At 69.1% G+C, this 14447-nt stretch carries 13 protein-coding genes; 6 read left to right on the top strand and 7 right to left on the bottom strand.

What is annotated here, in order from left to right; all coding sequences use genetic code 11:
* Positions 1 to 83: 83 nt before the first annotated feature.
* Both FCG67_RS09960 and FCG67_RS09955 read left to right on the top strand, forming a co-directional pair.
* A complete protein-coding gene (locus tag FCG67_RS09960) occupies positions 84 to 2888 on the top strand; it encodes an aconitate hydratase (protein WP_136909377.1) in 2805 nt (934 codons plus the stop codon).
* A 93-nt stretch (positions 2889 to 2981) separates the two neighbouring features.
* The gene (locus tag FCG67_RS09955) at positions 2982 to 3548 is read left to right on the top strand and encodes a TetR/AcrR family transcriptional regulator (protein WP_136909375.1); all 567 of its coding nucleotides are present in this window, start codon (positions 2982 to 2984) and stop codon (positions 3546 to 3548) included.
* A 21-nt stretch (positions 3549 to 3569) separates the two neighbouring features.
* On the opposite strand, the gene FCG67_RS09950 is transcribed toward FCG67_RS09955, so the two are convergent.
* Complete coding sequence (locus FCG67_RS09950) at positions 3570 to 3794, bottom strand: helix-turn-helix domain-containing protein (RefSeq protein ID WP_077041561.1); 225 nt, start codon at positions 3792 to 3794, stop codon at positions 3570 to 3572.
* A gap of 115 nt (positions 3795 to 3909) precedes the next feature.
* A complete protein-coding gene (locus FCG67_RS09945; protein WP_077043665.1) occupies positions 3910 to 5541 on the bottom strand; it encodes an ABC-F family ATP-binding cassette domain-containing protein in 1632 nt (543 codons plus the stop codon).
* A 140-nt stretch (positions 5542 to 5681) separates the two neighbouring features.
* On the opposite strand from FCG67_RS09945, the gene FCG67_RS09940 reads away from it, so the two are divergent.
* The 3 genes from FCG67_RS09940 to FCG67_RS09930 are packed head-to-tail and all read left to right on the top strand — an operon-like array spanning position 5682 to position 7970.
* Positions 5682 to 6452, top strand: a complete 771-nt coding sequence (locus FCG67_RS09940; protein ID WP_136909373.1) for an SDR family oxidoreductase — start codon at positions 5682 to 5684, stop codon at positions 6450 to 6452.
* 2 nt (positions 6453 to 6454) lie between these two features.
* Positions 6455 to 6802, top strand: coding sequence for a VOC family protein (locus FCG67_RS09935; RefSeq protein ID WP_136909371.1), 348 nt, complete (start codon positions 6455 to 6457; stop codon positions 6800 to 6802).
* A 4-nt stretch (positions 6803 to 6806) separates the two neighbouring features.
* Complete coding sequence (locus FCG67_RS09930) at positions 6807 to 7970, top strand: lycopene cyclase family protein (RefSeq protein WP_136909369.1); 1164 nt, start codon at positions 6807 to 6809, stop codon at positions 7968 to 7970.
* Here FCG67_RS09930 and FCG67_RS09925 read toward each other — a convergent pair.
* The 3 genes from FCG67_RS09925 to ligD form a co-directional block, all read right to left on the bottom strand.
* A complete protein-coding gene (locus FCG67_RS09925; protein ID WP_136909367.1) occupies positions 7933 to 8742 on the bottom strand; it encodes a metal-dependent hydrolase in 810 nt (269 codons plus the stop codon). The two genes, FCG67_RS09930 and FCG67_RS09925, sit on opposite strands and share 38 nt — an antisense overlap.
* A 124-nt stretch (positions 8743 to 8866) precedes the next feature.
* Complete coding sequence (locus tag FCG67_RS09920) at positions 8867 to 9808, bottom strand: alkaline phosphatase family protein (RefSeq protein ID WP_136909365.1); 942 nt, start codon at positions 9806 to 9808, stop codon at positions 8867 to 8869.
* Between the two features lie 117 nt (positions 9809 to 9925).
* On the bottom strand, positions 9926 to 11830 hold the full coding sequence (ligD, locus tag FCG67_RS09915) for a non-homologous end-joining DNA ligase (protein WP_136909363.1): 1905 nt from the start codon (positions 11828 to 11830) through the stop codon (positions 9926 to 9928).
* A 64-nt stretch (positions 11831 to 11894) separates the two neighbouring features.
* Here ligD and ku point away from each other — a divergent pair, with 64 nt between their 5' ends.
* Positions 11895 to 12776, top strand: coding sequence for a non-homologous end joining protein Ku (gene ku / locus FCG67_RS09910; protein WP_136909362.1), 882 nt, complete (start codon positions 11895 to 11897; stop codon positions 12774 to 12776).
* Here ku and FCG67_RS09905 read toward each other — a convergent pair.
* Positions 12773 to 13240 (bottom strand): DUF4334 domain-containing protein, encoded by a 468-nt coding sequence (locus FCG67_RS09905; protein WP_136909360.1) that lies wholly within the window; start codon positions 13238 to 13240, stop codon positions 12773 to 12775. The two genes, ku and FCG67_RS09905, sit on opposite strands and share 4 nt — an antisense overlap.
* A 46-nt stretch (positions 13241 to 13286) precedes the next feature.
* Entirely contained in the window at positions 13287 to 14384 is a 1098-nt protein-coding gene (locus FCG67_RS09900) for an NAD(P)-dependent alcohol dehydrogenase (RefSeq protein WP_136909904.1), read from the bottom strand.
* Between the last annotated feature and the right edge of the window lie 63 nt (positions 14385 to 14447).

Below are 14447 nucleotides of genomic sequence, written 5' to 3'. Positions count from 1 at the left end.
CGTTTGGTCCGCCGCGATGCGCTTCGCTTCAGCCGTCGGCACAGCCCCGTCGACGGCGAACCTCAATGACGAGTGGAGCTGACGTGAGCACCAGTATTGATTCGTTCGGCGCCAAGGGAACCCTCGAGGTCGGAGAGAACTCGTATGAGATCTTCCGCCTCAACGCCGTTCCCGGCACCGAGAAGTTGCCCTATGCACTGAAGGTCCTGGCAGAGAACCTGCTGCGCACCGAAGACGGCGCGAACATCACCGCCGACCACATCCGCTCGATCGCGAGCTGGGATCCGTCGGCCGACCCGAGCATCGAGATCCAGTTCACCCCGGCCCGCGTGATCATGCAGGACTTCACCGGCGTGCCCTGCATCGTCGACCTCGCCACCATGCGTGAGGCCGTCACCGCCCTCGGCGGCGACCCGAGCAAGGTCAACCCGCTCTCCCCCGCCGACATGGTCATCGACCACTCGGTCATCCTCGACGTCTTCGGCCGCGCCGATGCCCTCGAGCGCAACGTCGACCTCGAGTACCAGCGCAACGGCGAGCGTTACCAGTTCCTGCGCTGGGGCCAGGGCGCGTTCGACGACTTCAAGGTCGTCCCCCCGGGCATGGGCATCGTGCACCAGGTCAACATCGAGTACCTGGCGCCCACCGTCATGATCCGTAACGGTCAGGCGTACCCCGACACCTGCGTCGGCACCGACTCGCACACCACCATGGTCAACGGCCTGGGCGTGCTGGGCTGGGGCGTCGGCGGCATCGAGGCCGAGGCCGCGATGCTCGGCCAGCCGGTCTCCATGCTGATCCCGCGCGTCGTCGGCTTCAAGCTGACCGGCGAGATCAAGCCCGGCGTGACCGCCACCGACGTGGTGCTCACCGTCACCGACATGCTGCGCAAGCACGGCGTCGTCGGCAAGTTCGTGGAGTTCTACGGCAAGGGCGTCGCCGAGGTGCCGCTGGCCAACCGCGCCACCCTGGGTAACATGAGCCCCGAGTTCGGTTCCACCGCCGCGATCTTCCCGATCGACGAGGAGACCGTGAACTACCTGCGCCTGACCGGCCGCAGCGAGGAGCAGCTCGCGCTCGTCGAGGCGTACGCCAAGGAACAGGGCATGTGGCACGACGCCGACGCCGAGCCCAACTACTCCGAGTACCTCGAGCTGGACCTCGGCACCGTGGTGCCGTCCATCGCAGGCCCGAAGCGCCCGCAGGACCGCATCCTGCTCTCGGACTCGAAGAACGCGTTCCGTCGCGACATCCACACCTACGTGGAGGATCACGCCGCGGCCGACCACAGCCAACTGGACGAGGCCGTCGAGGAGTCCTTCCCCGCGTCCGATCCCGCCGCGCTCTCCTTCGCCGACGACGGTGCGGGCGCCGTGGCGTCGGCCGCGAACGGCGCCGAGGGCCGCCCCTCCAAGCCGGTGCGCGTCACCACGCCGGAGCAGGGCGAGTTCGTCCTCGACCACGGCGCCGTCGTGGTCGCGGGCATCACCTCCTGCACCAACACCTCGAACCCGTCGGTGATGCTGGGCGCCGCCCTGCTGGCCCGCAACGCGGTCGAGAAGGGCCTGTCCACCAAGCCGTGGGTCAAGACCAACATGGCGCCGGGCTCGCAGGTCGTCAACGACTACTACGAGAAGGCCGGCCTCTGGCCGTACCTCGAGAAGCTCGGCTACTACCTCGGTGGCTACGGCTGCACCACCTGCATCGGCAACACCGGTCCCCTCCCGGAGAACATCTCCAAGGCGATCAACGACAACGACCTGTCGGTCACCGCGGTGCTGTCGGGTAACCGAAACTTCGAGGGTCGCATCTCCCCCGACGTCAAGATGAACTACCTGGCCTCCCCGCCGCTGGTCATCGCCTACGGTCTCGCAGGCACCATGGACTTCGACTTCGAGACCGACCCGCTCGGACAGGACACGGACGGCAACGACGTCTTCCTGAAGGACATCTGGCCCTCCACCAAGGAGATCGAGGAGACCATCGCCTCCTCGATCAACCAGGAGATGTTCGTCAACTCCTACGCCAACGTCTTCAAGGGCGACGAGCGCTGGCAGAACCTGTCCACCCCGGAGGGCGACACCTTCGAGTGGGACGAGAACTCGACCTACGTCCGCAAGGCGCCGTACTTCGAGGGCATGACGATGGAGACCACCCCGGTCGCCGACATCACGGGCGCCCGCGTCCTGGCGTTGCTGGGCGACTCGGTCACCACCGACCACATCAGCCCGGCAGGACCGATCAAGCCCGGCACCCCGGCCGCGCAGTACCTGGACGCCAACGGTGTCGAGCGCAAGGACTACAACTCCCTCGGCTCGCGTCGCGGTAACCACGAGGTGATGATCCGCGGCACGTTCGCGAACATCCGCCTGCGCAACCAGCTCCTCGACGACGTCTCGGGCGGCTACACCCGCGACTTCACCCTCGAGGGCGGCCCGCAGTCGTTCATCTACGACGCGTCGCAGAACTACCAGGCCGCCGGCATCCCGCTGGTCGTCCTGGGCGGCAAGGAGTACGGCTCCGGTTCCTCGCGTGACTGGGCCGCCAAGGGCACCAGCCTGCTCGGCGTCAAGGCCGTCATCACCGAGTCGTTCGAGCGCATCCACCGCTCCAACCTCATCGGCATGGGCGTTGTGCCGCTGCAGTTCCCGGCCGGCGAGTCCGCCGGGTCGCTGGGCCTGGACGGCACCGAGACCTTCGACATCACGGGCATCGCCAAGCTCAACGAGGGCGTCACCCCGAAGACCATGAAGGTCACGGCCACCAAGACGGACGGCACCAAGGTTGAGTTCGACGCGGTCGTCCGCATCGACACCCCCGGCGAGGCGGACTACTACCGCAACGGCGGCATCCTGCAGTACGTGCTCCGCAACATGATCAAGGGCTAGTCACAACTGGCACCACGCAGTTGCGCTGACGGCGGGCTCGGGACGTCTCGTCTCGGGCCCGCCGTTCCCTTTTCGTACGAAAGGACGTCGGCTGTGCCGAAGGTCAGCGAAGACCACCTCGCCGCACGGCGGAGCCAGATCCTCGACGGCGCTCGCCGCTGCTTCGCGGAGTACGGCTACGACGGTGCCACCGTGCGCCGCCTCGAGGAGACCACTGGTCTCTCGCGGGGAGCGATTTTCCACCACTTCAAGGACAAGGACGGCCTGTTCCTCGCGCTCGCACACGAGGACGCCATGCGGATGGCCGATGTCGCGGCGAACCAGGGCCTGGTCCAGGTCATGCGGGACATGCTGGCCCAGCCGGACCAGTTCAACTGGCTCGGCACCCGGCTCGAGATCGCCCGCCGACTCCGGACCGACCCCGAATTCGCGCGGGGCTGGTCCCAGCGCAGCGCGGAACTGACCGAGGCGACGATCAACCGGCTCGAACGCCAGAAGTCCGCGGGCCGGCTGCGGGACGACCTCCCGACCGATGTGCTGGTCGGTTATCTCGATCTGGTCCTCGACGGGCTCATCGCCCGGATCGCGTCGGGACACGCGGGCGAGAACCTGTCCGCCGTGCTGGACCTGGTCGAGGAATCGGTCCGCCGCCGAGACTGACGCGATCGGCGGCCGCCGCGATCAATGCGAGAGGCGGCCGCGGCGGTTCGCGCCGCCGCGGCCCCGCAGCGTCACGCCCGCCTCGGTGAGCAGGGCCCGGATGAAGCCGTACGAGCGGCCGGTTGCGTCCGCGAGCGTCCGGATGCTGGTGCCCGACTGATAGCGATCCCGCAGCTCGGTCTGCAGGGCCTCCCGCGCACCCCCAGACACCCGGGCGCCCTTGGGTAGTCGCGTGAGCTCGGCCATGGCTGACCTCCATACAGGAGTGCGCACGAATCCCTCGCGCGCGGCGCGTGCCGTCATTCGGCGGACTTGAGCGAACACTCTCAGGCTAGCCACCCGCGCCGCGCCGCGGCAACGATCAGGCCAGCTGAATCAGTTCCAGGTACTCCTGCGACCAGTGGTCCTCCTGGCCGTCGGGCAGCAGGATGACCCGCTCCGGGTTCAACGCCTCCGCAGCTCCGGGGTCGTGGGTGACCAGCACGACGGCACCCTTGTAGCTGCGCAGCGCGTCGAGCACCTGCTCGCGCGAGATCGGGTCCAGGTTGTTGGTCGGCTCGTCAAGCAGCAGCACGTTGGCCGCCGAGGAGACCAGGCCGGCCAGCGCGAGACGTGTCTTCTCACCGCCGGAGAGGGTGCCCGCAGGCTGCTCGAGCTGCGGGCCGGTGAACATGAACGCGCCGAGCAGCGAGCGCAGCTCCTGCTCCCCCGTGTCCGGCGCGGCGTGACGGATGTTCTCCCACACCGAGGCGTCGTCGTCGAGGGTGTCGTGCTCCTGCGCGAAGTAGCCGACCTTCATCCCGTGACCGGGCACCAACTCGCCGGCATTGGCCTGCTCGGTGCCCGCCAGGATCCGCAGCAGGGTCGTCTTGCCCGCGCCGTTGAGCCCGAGCACGACCACCCGGCTACCGCGGTCGATGGCCAGGTCGACGCCTGCGAAGATCTCCAGCGAGCCGTACATCTTGGTCAGGTTCTTCGCCATCAGCGGCGTCTTGCCGCAGGCCGCGGGCTCCGGGAATCGGATGTGCGCGACCTTGTCCGAGACCCGGACCTCGTCGAGGGCGGCCATCAGCTTGTCGGCGCGCTTGGCCATGTTCTGGGCCGCGGTCGCCTTCGTCGCCTTGGCGCCGAGCTTGGCGGCCTGCACCCGAAGCGCGCCCGCCTTCTTCTCGGCGTTGGCGCGCTCGCGCCTGCGACGCTGCTCGTCGGTGGCGCGCGCGTCGAGGTACTTCTTCCAGTTCATGTTGTAGATGTCGGCCTCGCCGCGGACCGCGTCCAGGAACCAGACCCGGTTCACCACGTCACCGAGGAGCTCCACGTCGTGGCTGATCACGATGAGCCCGCCGTCGTGGTTCTGCAGGAACCCGCGCAGCCAGGTGATCGAGTCGGCGTCGAGGTGGTTGGTCGGCTCGTCGAGGAGCAGGGTGGTGTCCGACCGGCCGCCGCTGCCGTCCGAGGCGGCGAACAGGATGCGGGCCAGCTCGACGCGGCGGCGCTGACCACCGGACAGCGTGCGCAGCGGCTGGGCGAGGATGCGGTCCGCGAGCCCCAGGCTGTTGCAGATCCGGGCCGCCTCGCTCTCCGCGACGTAGCCGCCGAGGGACGAGAACCGGTCCTCCAGCGCGCCGTACTTCCGGACGGCCTTGTCCAGCTCGGCGCCGTCGACCAGCTCGGCCATCAGGGTCTGCTGCTTCTCCATGTCCCGGATGATCGTGTCCAGGCCGCGCGCGGAGAGCACCCGGTCCTTGGCCAGGACGCTGAGGTCGCCCTCCTTGGGGTCCTGCGGGAGGTATCCGAGGTCACCGGTGCGGATCACCGAACCCGCGTAGGGCTCGCCCTCGCCCGCGAGGATGCGCAGCGTGGTGGTCTTGCCTGCACCGTTCCGGCCGACGAGGCCGATCCGGTCGCCTGCCTGGACCCGCAGGGCGGGGCCAGGCGCGGAAAGCAAGGTCCGCACACCGGCACGAACTTCGAGGTCGGTGGCGGTAATCAACTAGAACTCCTAAATGGAAACGGGAAACTTTTCGTGGCCGGGCAAACGCCGACGGCGCACGAGACACAAGAACGCTCCACTTTACCGTGACATTCCCGGCGGGAGTTGCGCGGCGATGTGATTCGGCTAACGTTCCGCAGATGACTCCCCCGAAGGATCTGCAGGGAATGACGGCGCTGGTCACGGGCGCGAGCCGCGGCATCGGCCGGGCCATCGCGGCCGAGTTCCTCGCCCGGGGCGCCACGGTCGCCATCACCGCCCGCAAGCCGGAACCGCTGGAGGTCGCCGCGCAGGAGCTGCGGGACGCCGTCGCGGGCGCCGTTGTCCTGCCGATCGCGGGCAACGCGGGTGACGCCGATGCGCGCGCGGAGGCGGTCACGCGGACCGTGGCCGAGCTGGGCTCGCTCGACATCCTGGTCAACAACACCGGCATCAACCCCGTCTTCGGGTCGCTGATGGACGCCGACCTGGACGCGGTCAGGAAGATCTTCGACGTGAACGTGGTCGCCGCTCTCGGCTACATCCAGCAGGCATACCGGGCCTGGATGGGCGAACACGGCGGCGCGGTGGTCAACCTCGCCAGCGTCGGCGGACTGCGATCGACCGGGGTGATCGCCGCGTACGGTGCCTCGAAGGCGGCGCTGATCCGCCTGACCGAGGAGCTGGCCTGGCAGCTCGGGCCGAAGATCCGGGTCAACGCGGTCGCCCCCGGCATCGTGAAGACACAGTTCGCGGCCGCGCTGGTCGCGGCGGGCGAGGACCAGGCCGCGGCGGGCTACCCGATGAAGCGGCTCGGGTCGCCGGAGGACGTCGCGAACCTGGTCGGGTTCCTGGTCTCGGACGCCGCCTCCTGGATCACCGGCGAGACGGTCCGGGTGGACGGCGGGCTGCTCTCGACGGGTTCGATGTAGTCATGACCATTCGCCGTGTCGTGCCGGACATTCACACCGACGATCTGGACGGGAGCGGGAGGTTCTACGGCCTCCTCGGCTTCGTGGAGGTGATGAACCTGGGCTGGGTGAGGACGTTGGCGTCGCCGTCGAACCCGACGGCCCAGCTGACGCTCATGGGCCCGGACGCCACCGCAGCCGTCCATCCCGACATGAGCGTCGAGGTGGACGACGTGGACGCGGTCTACGCGAGCGTAGTCGAGGCGGGCGCGGAGATCGTGCACCCACTGCAGGACGAGGAGTGGGGTGTGCGCCGGTTCTTCGTGCGCGACCCCAACGGCCGCGTGATCAACGTGGTGAGCCACCAGTGATCCGATGACGACCCACGATCCGGTTGCCGATCTCGCCGTGGTCGGACTGGGGCCGGCCGGCCGGGCGCTGGCCCACCGGGCCACCGCCGCCGGGCTCGACGTGGTCGCGGTCGATCCGCATCCCGACCGCCGATGGACGCCCACCTACGCGACATGGTGCGACGAGCTGCCCGGTTGGCTCGACGCGCACGCGGTGGCCGCGGCCCGGGTCGACCGGCCCCGGGTGTGGACCACCCGCGAGCACGTGCTGACGCGGCCCTACTGCGTGCTCGACAACGACGCGTTGCGCGCGGCACTGGACCTCGGCTCCGCCCGGGTGCTCGCCGGTACCGCCGCCGAGGTCGAGCCGGACCGGGTGATCCTCCGGGACGGCAGCCGTCTGCGCGCCCGACAGGTGATCGATGCCCGCGGCGCCCAGCCCGCGCGGGGACTGGCGGAGCAGACCGCCTACGGCGTGGTGGTGTCCGGGGAAGCCGCGGTGCCGGTCCTCGGGGACGGCGAGGCATGGTTCATGGACTGGCGCGCGGACAGCGGCGCAGCACCGGACGAGACCCCGTCGTTCCTCTACGCGGTCCCCCTCGGCCGCGACCGGGTCCTGCTCGAGGAGACCTGCCTGGTGGGCCGGCCGGGGCTGTCCCAGGAAGTGTTGCGCACGCGCCTGGAGACCAGGCTGCGCGCGCGGAGGGTGCCGCTGGCCGCCGACGGGGAACGCGAACGGGTGCGGTTCCCGGTTCAGGTTCCGCGCGCTGCGTCCGCGGTGGCCACCTTCGGCGCGCGCGCCGGGATCATGCACCCCGGCACCGGATACAGCGTCGCCGCCTCGCTGTCCGCCGTCGACGTCCTGGTCGGCGCCATCCTCGACGACGACGATCCGACTGCCGCGCTGTGGCCGACAGCCGCCCGGGCGGTCCGCGGTCTGCGCGAGGTCGGACTGCGCGCGCTGCTCCGGCTGCCACCCCCACTCACCGCGGAGTTCTTCGAGGCGTTCTTCGACTTGCCTGCCGGCCGACAGCGCGCCTATCTCTCCGAGCGTGCCGACCCGGTGGCGGTTGGCCTGGCAATGGCCGCGGTGTTCCGACGAGCCCCGAACCCTGTCCGGCGCACGCTGGCGAGAGCAACCCTGCCGACCATCAACCCCAGGCGCGGATCTCGGCCACGACCTCGGTGACCGCGCCGGGGACACCCTCGATCGCCCAGATCGCCAGACCCACCGCGACGAGGGTCAGCAGCGGACCGAGGACAACCTTTTCGACCGTGCCGCCTGCCCGGATCGAGAGCATCGACGGCAGGCGCAGTTCCCACCATCGCCTGCGCCCCCATGGCAGGAGCGGCGCGAGGAACGGCACGCCCTCCTTGGTGATCGCATCGCCGAGGCAGTGCACCGCACACCCGAGGCCCACCGCGACACCGAGCGCCCTGGAGCCCACCTCGTCCGGATACCAGGTCCAGGTGAATGCCGAGAGCGCCGCGGCGACGAGGGTGACCGCGATCCAGCCGTTGCGCGCGGCCCAGCTCCCCGCCAGGCCGCGCAGCGCCAGGCCGAGGGTGACGAACAGGGTGCCGATGATCGCCGGGCGCCCGAACTCGATCACCAACGCGGAGATCCCCGCACTCAACGCGATCGCGAACAACGCTGTGTGCGTGAGCGTCCGGTGGCCGCCGCGACGCTTGGGGTCCCGTTTCCCGCGGGTGAGCCGGTAGAACCACAGCGAGAGCTCGTCCACACCGCGGGCGACCAGCTGGCTGACCGGACCGAAGGACCTCGCGACCGTGGACTGCGCCGTGTCGAGGTCGGGCAGGAGCGCGGCACCCGCGCACACGCCCGCAAATGTGAACACCTCGGCCGTCGAGGTCGGCCCGCCCCATTCGGGTGGAAGAACCTGCGCGGCAAGCAGACCCGCGACCGCGCCGGAAACAGCATGGGTAGCACCCATCACCATGTGAGAGAACACCTTTCGGAGGAACCGTCGAGCAGTGCCCGATCGGAGCCGCCCACACAAAACTAGCAACCCGCACCGACACGCCGACTTCCACGGCCGTCTGCGCACCCGATCCAGCGAACGGTCACGCCACGGGAACGCTCTTCGCCAACGGCTTGCCGTCGAGGTTCGCCGGGCGCGGCACGCCGAGGGTCTCCAACACGGTCGGGGTGATATCGGTGATCGTGTAGCCGTTGTCGATGCCGCCCGCCTGGTATCCATCGCCGCGCGCGATCACGAAAGTCGAGGTCTCGTCGGGGGTTTGACCGCCGTGCCCGCCGAACAGCAGGTGACCGTGGTCGGCGGTGACCAGCACGGTCCACCGCTCGCCGGCGTCGCGCTGACGCCGGTCCACCGCCGCGACGATCCTGCCGACCTCGACGTCGACCGCTTCCACTGCCTGGTTGTACGCGGGGCCGAGGGTGCCGGTCCAATGCCCGGCCCCGTCCACCTGGTCCAGCTGGGTGAAGACGAAATCGGGTCCTGACGCTGCGATCTCGCTTGCCACCGCGGTGGCGGTCGCCGTGTCGGTCGCGCCCTCGCTGCCCGCGTTCGGCGTGGTGGTGACGACGTCGGCCTTCGGCGAGCCGCTGCCCGCGACGGTGGCGATGCCGTCCCACGTCGAGATCGCCACAGTGCGCAGCGCGGGGTCCGCGTTCTCGATCTGGGTGAACGCACTGGGGTACCGGTCGTACCGGGCACCGGCGAAGGAGTTGTCCTGGACACCGTGCTCGGTGTTCCAGACACCGGTCAGGATGGTGGACCAGGACGGCGCGGAGATGGTGGGGTGGCCGAGGATCGAGGAGGACCCGGTAGTCCCCTCCGCCATCAGCCGGTGCAGGTTCGGGGTGTTGGCGCGCTTGATGTGGTCGAGCATCGTCCCGTCGAGTCCGATGACGACGATCTTCGCGGGACCGTCAGACGCGGTTGCGGCCGGAGGCGTTGCGGCGGTTGCTGTTCCGGCGGAGACTGCGCCGGCAATCGCGATGGACAGTGCGGTCAGGGTGCGGGTGCGCTTCGTGGTCACGCCGACGAGAATGCAATAGGACTAGACCAATTGCGCACCGAATGGCACCGCGTATCCCGACTGTTCATCGCGCGTTCAATAAGGTCTAGACCAATCGGTCCGTCCGTTCAGTCGGCCTCACCCCAGGCCCGCGACCTGATCCGGACTCTTGTCTGGACGGAGCCCGCGCCAGCTCGGGTGGCGTAGCCTCCCGTCACCGGTCAGCTCGGAGTACCGCACCTCCCCAACGATTTCCGGACGCACCCAGTGGGCGGCGCGAGCATCCACCGCGGGAACCGCGTCGCCGAACGGCGAGCTGTCCGCGGATGCGTCCGCCAACAGGCCGGCCAGCCGCGTCAGAGCGGCATCGCTGAAACCGGTCCCTACCTTGCCGACGTACCGGAGGCCACCGGCGCGCTCCGGCACCCCGAGCAGCAGGGATCCGATGCCCCCGGACCGACGGCCCTCCCCCTGCTGCCAGCCACCCACCACCACCTCGAGGTCCAGGAAATGCTTGAGCTTGAGCCAGGACGCGGACCGGCCCGCCCGGTAGGTCGAGTCCCAGCGCTTGGCGACCAGCCCCTCCATGCGGGCGGTTCGACTGGACTCGAGCGCCTCACCCAGGTCCGCGGGCGCCAGCGGGAGCACCCGCCAGGGCTCGTCCTCGTCCAGGCGTATCGCGTCGAGCACCCTGCGCCGGTCCCGGTAGACCTTGGCGCGCAGAGACGTCCCGTCGAGCTGCAGGACGTCGAAGATCTCCAACAGCACCGGGTTCTTCTCCGCAGCCGCCCGCACATCGCGCGGCTTCGTCAGGCCCATCCGCTGCTGCAGCCGCCCGAAGCTCGGGGCGCCGTCGTCGCCGAGGACCACGATCTCCCCGTCCACCACGCCCGAATGACCATGCAAGCCTTCCGGAACCGCCAGCAACTCCGGATAGCCCGGCGTGAGGTCCGATCCACTGCGGCTGACCAGCCGGACCGTGGACACGCCGCTGTCAACGTCGTGATCGAAATGCACCAGGGCGCGAATACCGTCCAGCTTCGGCTCCAGGGCCCACACCTCGGGGTCGGCCCTGGACGCGAAGTCCTCCACGGTCACCGCCGACGCCAGCATCGGAGCCAGATCGCCCGCGGCGGCGCGCGATCGCCGTGAGGAGCCTGCGCGCTCGGGCTCCGGGGCCGGCGGGATCCCCGGCTGCTCACCCCCCGCGGCCATCCGGTCGAGGACCTCGCGGAAGTCCAACTGGCGCAGTCCCGGCCGTGTCAGCTCGTCCCAGGTCCGCGGGGCGGCCACGTTCGGGATCGCGGTGCCGCGGAGCGAGTACGGCGACACCGTCGTCTTCGACGCCGAGTTCTGGCTCCAGTCCACGAACACCCTGCCGGCACGCTCAGCCCGGGTCATCTTGGAGATCACCGACTTCGGCGTCTCCCGTTCGAGTTCGACCGCGATCTTCTTCGCGAACTCCACGCACCGCGCCGCCGTCCAGCCCTCCCCGATCCCGGCATACAGGTGAATCCCCTTGCTGCCACTGGTCACCGGCAGCGCACCCAGACCGCTGTCCGCTAGCCGATCACGAACCCGCAGGGCCACCTCGGCGCACTCGTCCAGCGTGACGCCCGGCCCAGGGTCAAGGTCGATCACCAGGCGGTCCGGGTCCATCGGCACGCCACCCGCGCCGAATCTCCATTGCGGCACATGAAACTCGAGCGAGCCCGCCTGAGCGAAGTACACCAGCGCCGCCAGGTCGTCGACGATCGGGTAGGTGATGGTCTTCGACGAGTGGGTCATGGTCCGGCGATCCACCCAGTCCGGCGTCGACACGTCGACGTTCTTCTGGAAGAACGGGGTCGCGGACGTGCCGTCCGGCCAGCGCTTTCTCGTGACCGGTCGACCGGCGAGCAGCGGCACCATCAGCGGCCCGACCGCGGTGAAATACTGCAGGACCTCCGCCTTGGTGGTCCCCGTCTCGGGGTAGAGAACCTTGTCCAGATTGGTCAGGGACAGGCGCCTGCCCTCCACCATCACCGCGGTGTTGTGACTCATGCTCTGCCCACCCATTTTCGGGTACTGCCTGGCCTGATCCCGTCCTGTGCACCATCATGGTTTCATGCGGTCTATTTGGAAAGGCTCCATCGCGTTCGGGCTCGTGAACGTCCCGGTGAAGGTCTACACCGCGACCGAGGACCATGACATCAAGTTCCACCAGGTCCACGGCGCCGATGGCGGCCGCATCAAATACAACCGTGTCTGCCAGGAATGCGGCAAGACCATCCAGTTCGCCGACATCGACAAGGCGTATTCGTCCGAGGACGGGACGCAGGTGATCCTCACGGACGAGGACTTCGACGAGCTGCCCGCCGCCGAGAAACACGAGATCCCGGTCCTGCAGTTCGTACCGTCCGAGCAGATCGACCCGATCCTGTTCGAGAAGAGCTACTACCTCGAGCCGGACTCCGCGTCCCCCAAGGCCTACCAGCTGCTCGCGTCCACGCTGACCGAGAGCGACCGCACCGCTCTGGTGCACTTCACGCTGCGACAGCGCACCCGGCTCGCCGCACTGCGGGTGCGCGAGGGCGTGCTGGTCATCCAGACACTGCTCTGGCCCGACGAGGTGCGGGCCGCGGAGTTCGAGACCCTCGACAAGGCGGCCGCTCCGAGCGACAAGGAACTGACGATGGCAAAGTCGTTGGTGGAGTCGATGTCCGAGGACTTCGAGCCCGAGTCGTACACCGACGAGTACCAGATCCAGCTGCAGAAGATGCTCGACGAGGCGATCAAGAACGGCGGCAAGAAGGTCACCCCGCCGGAGGAGGTCGCCGCGCACAAGGAGGACGCGGAGGTCGTGGACCTGGTCGCCGCGCTGCAGCGCAGCGTCGATGCGGCGAAGTCGGGGAAATCCGGCGAGGCGTCCACGAAGGCCGCGCCCGCGAAGAAGTCCGCGGCCAAGAAGGCACCCGCAAAGAAATCACCCGCACGGAAGACCGGCTAGCCGGTCTCGTCCTTGACCAGGGCGAAGTAGAAGTGCTCGCCGCCGTCGAGCACGTCCTTGCCGTTCATGATGCCCATCAGGGTCCGATCGTCGACCCGCTTGAAGTGGTCGAACACCGGCATCCCGTCATAGACCATCGTCGCGGTGCACTCGCCCCTGAACTCCACCATCCACAGGCTCGCCTCCCCCTTGCCCGCCGCCACATCGGAGTAGAGCTCGCCGTCCGGCCCACGGCACAGCATCGGCTGTACATCGAATCGCGTTCCGAAGTTCTTGCCGTACCACCCGGACCCGGCCAGCAGCCGGGCCGTGCGATGACCCGTCTCGAAGCCGCTGCCCCGCCACCTGCCCTCGAGCTCCTCGATGCGCACGGTCGGCAGCGCCGCCCAGATGCCATCGAGATCACGCGGATCGACGGGCCCTTCACTCTCGAGCAGCTCCCTGAATCTCTGTGCGTCGGCCACGGCCTCTTCCTGTCCTCGGGTGAATCGGTCGGATGACTGCGGTAGTTCAGAACGTGAGCACCGGCTTGACGACGGCCCCGCTCGCCGCCGCCGCAAGAGCCGTCTCGATCTCCTCGAACGGGAAGATCGTGATCATCTCCTCGAACGGGAAGCGCCCGGCCCGCCAGAGATCGATGAGCTCGGGAATGAACGTCCGCGGGTCGACGTCGCCCTCGATCACACCGGTCACGCTGCGGCCCATCAACAGGCTCGACTGGTCGAGAAGCACCGGGTTGCGTCGACCTCGCAGGCCCACGGTCGCGCAACTGCCCGGCGAACGCAGCGCGGCAACCGCCAGGTTCAGGACCTCCTCACTGCTGACGGTGTCCACGCTGTGGTCCGCGCCGCCACCGGTCAGTCTGCGCAGCTCGCGCCCGAGCCCGGGGTCCGCGCTGTCCAGCGCCGCGGTGGCGCCGAGCGTGAGGGCCAGTGCCCGGCGGGCGGGCAGCGGATCGACCACGATGACGGTCGCGCATCCGATGGCGGCGGCCGCCAGGACCGACCCCAGTCCGACCGCGCCCGCGCCGAAGACGATGACCGAGGCGCCCGGTTGGGGTCGCAACACCCGCATGAGCGCGCCCGCGCCGGTCTGGATGCCGCAGCCGAGGGGCCCCAGCAACGCCAGCGGGAGGTCGTCCGCGACCTTGACCGCACCCGCTTCGCCCACCACGGCGTGTGTCGCGAAGGAGGACTGACCGAACCACCCGCCGTGCACGTCCTCGGCCCCGGACCGCAGCGTGGTGCTGCCGTCCGGCCGGTACCCCGAGTAGTTGAGCGCGGCGAAATCCGCACAGTACGCCGGATGGCCACCGTCGCAGTTCCGGCAGTTCCGACACGACGCGAAGCTCAGGACGACGTGATCGCCGGGGCTCAGCGCCTCGACCCCCGGGCCGATCGACTCCACCACACCCGATCCCTCGTGCCCGAGTACGGCGGGCAGCGGAAAGGGAATCCTGCCCGCGGCCGCCGTCAGATCGGTGTGACAGATGCCGACACCGACCATCCGCACCAGGATCTCCCGATCCCTCAGCGAGTCGGTCTGGATGTCGCGGATCCGGGTGGGCTCGCCGTATCCGGACAGCACCGCGGCCCGGCATCCAAGCACCACTCCCCACCTCCACAGGATTGCGAACTGCCGTTAACTTACTGGTCCGCACGGGATCAACCC

The organism is Rhodococcus oryzae (assembly GCF_005049235.1).
Lineage (GTDB): Bacteria > Actinomycetota > Actinomycetes > Mycobacteriales > Mycobacteriaceae > Rhodococcus_G > Rhodococcus_G oryzae.
The sequence above is the reverse complement of the archived record's forward strand: the minus strand, read 5'-3'. Positions and strand labels throughout refer to the sequence as shown.

Excerpts from the sequence above, each read along its gene's own strand:
- FCG67_RS09950 (WP_077041561.1), bottom strand. The coding sequence starts at position 3,794 with ATGGCCGAGCTCACGCGACTACCCAAGGGCGCCCGGGTGTCTGGGGGT.
- FCG67_RS09940 (WP_136909373.1), top strand. The coding sequence starts at position 5,682 with ATGACTCCCCCGAAGGATCTGCAGGGAATGACGGCGCTGGTCACGGGC.
- FCG67_RS09935 (WP_136909371.1), top strand. The coding sequence starts at position 6,455 with ATGACCATTCGCCGTGTCGTGCCGGACATTCACACCGACGATCTGGAC.
- FCG67_RS09930 (WP_136909369.1), top strand. The coding sequence starts at position 6,807 with ATGACGACCCACGATCCGGTTGCCGATCTCGCCGTGGTCGGACTGGGG.
- FCG67_RS09925 (WP_136909367.1), bottom strand. The coding sequence starts at position 8,742 with ATGGTGATGGGTGCTACCCATGCTGTTTCCGGCGCGGTCGCGGGTCTG.
- ligD (WP_136909363.1), bottom strand. The coding sequence starts at position 11,830 with ATGAGTCACAACACCGCGGTGATGGTGGAGGGCAGGCGCCTGTCCCTG.
- ku (WP_136909362.1), top strand. The coding sequence starts at position 11,895 with ATGCGGTCTATTTGGAAAGGCTCCATCGCGTTCGGGCTCGTGAACGTC.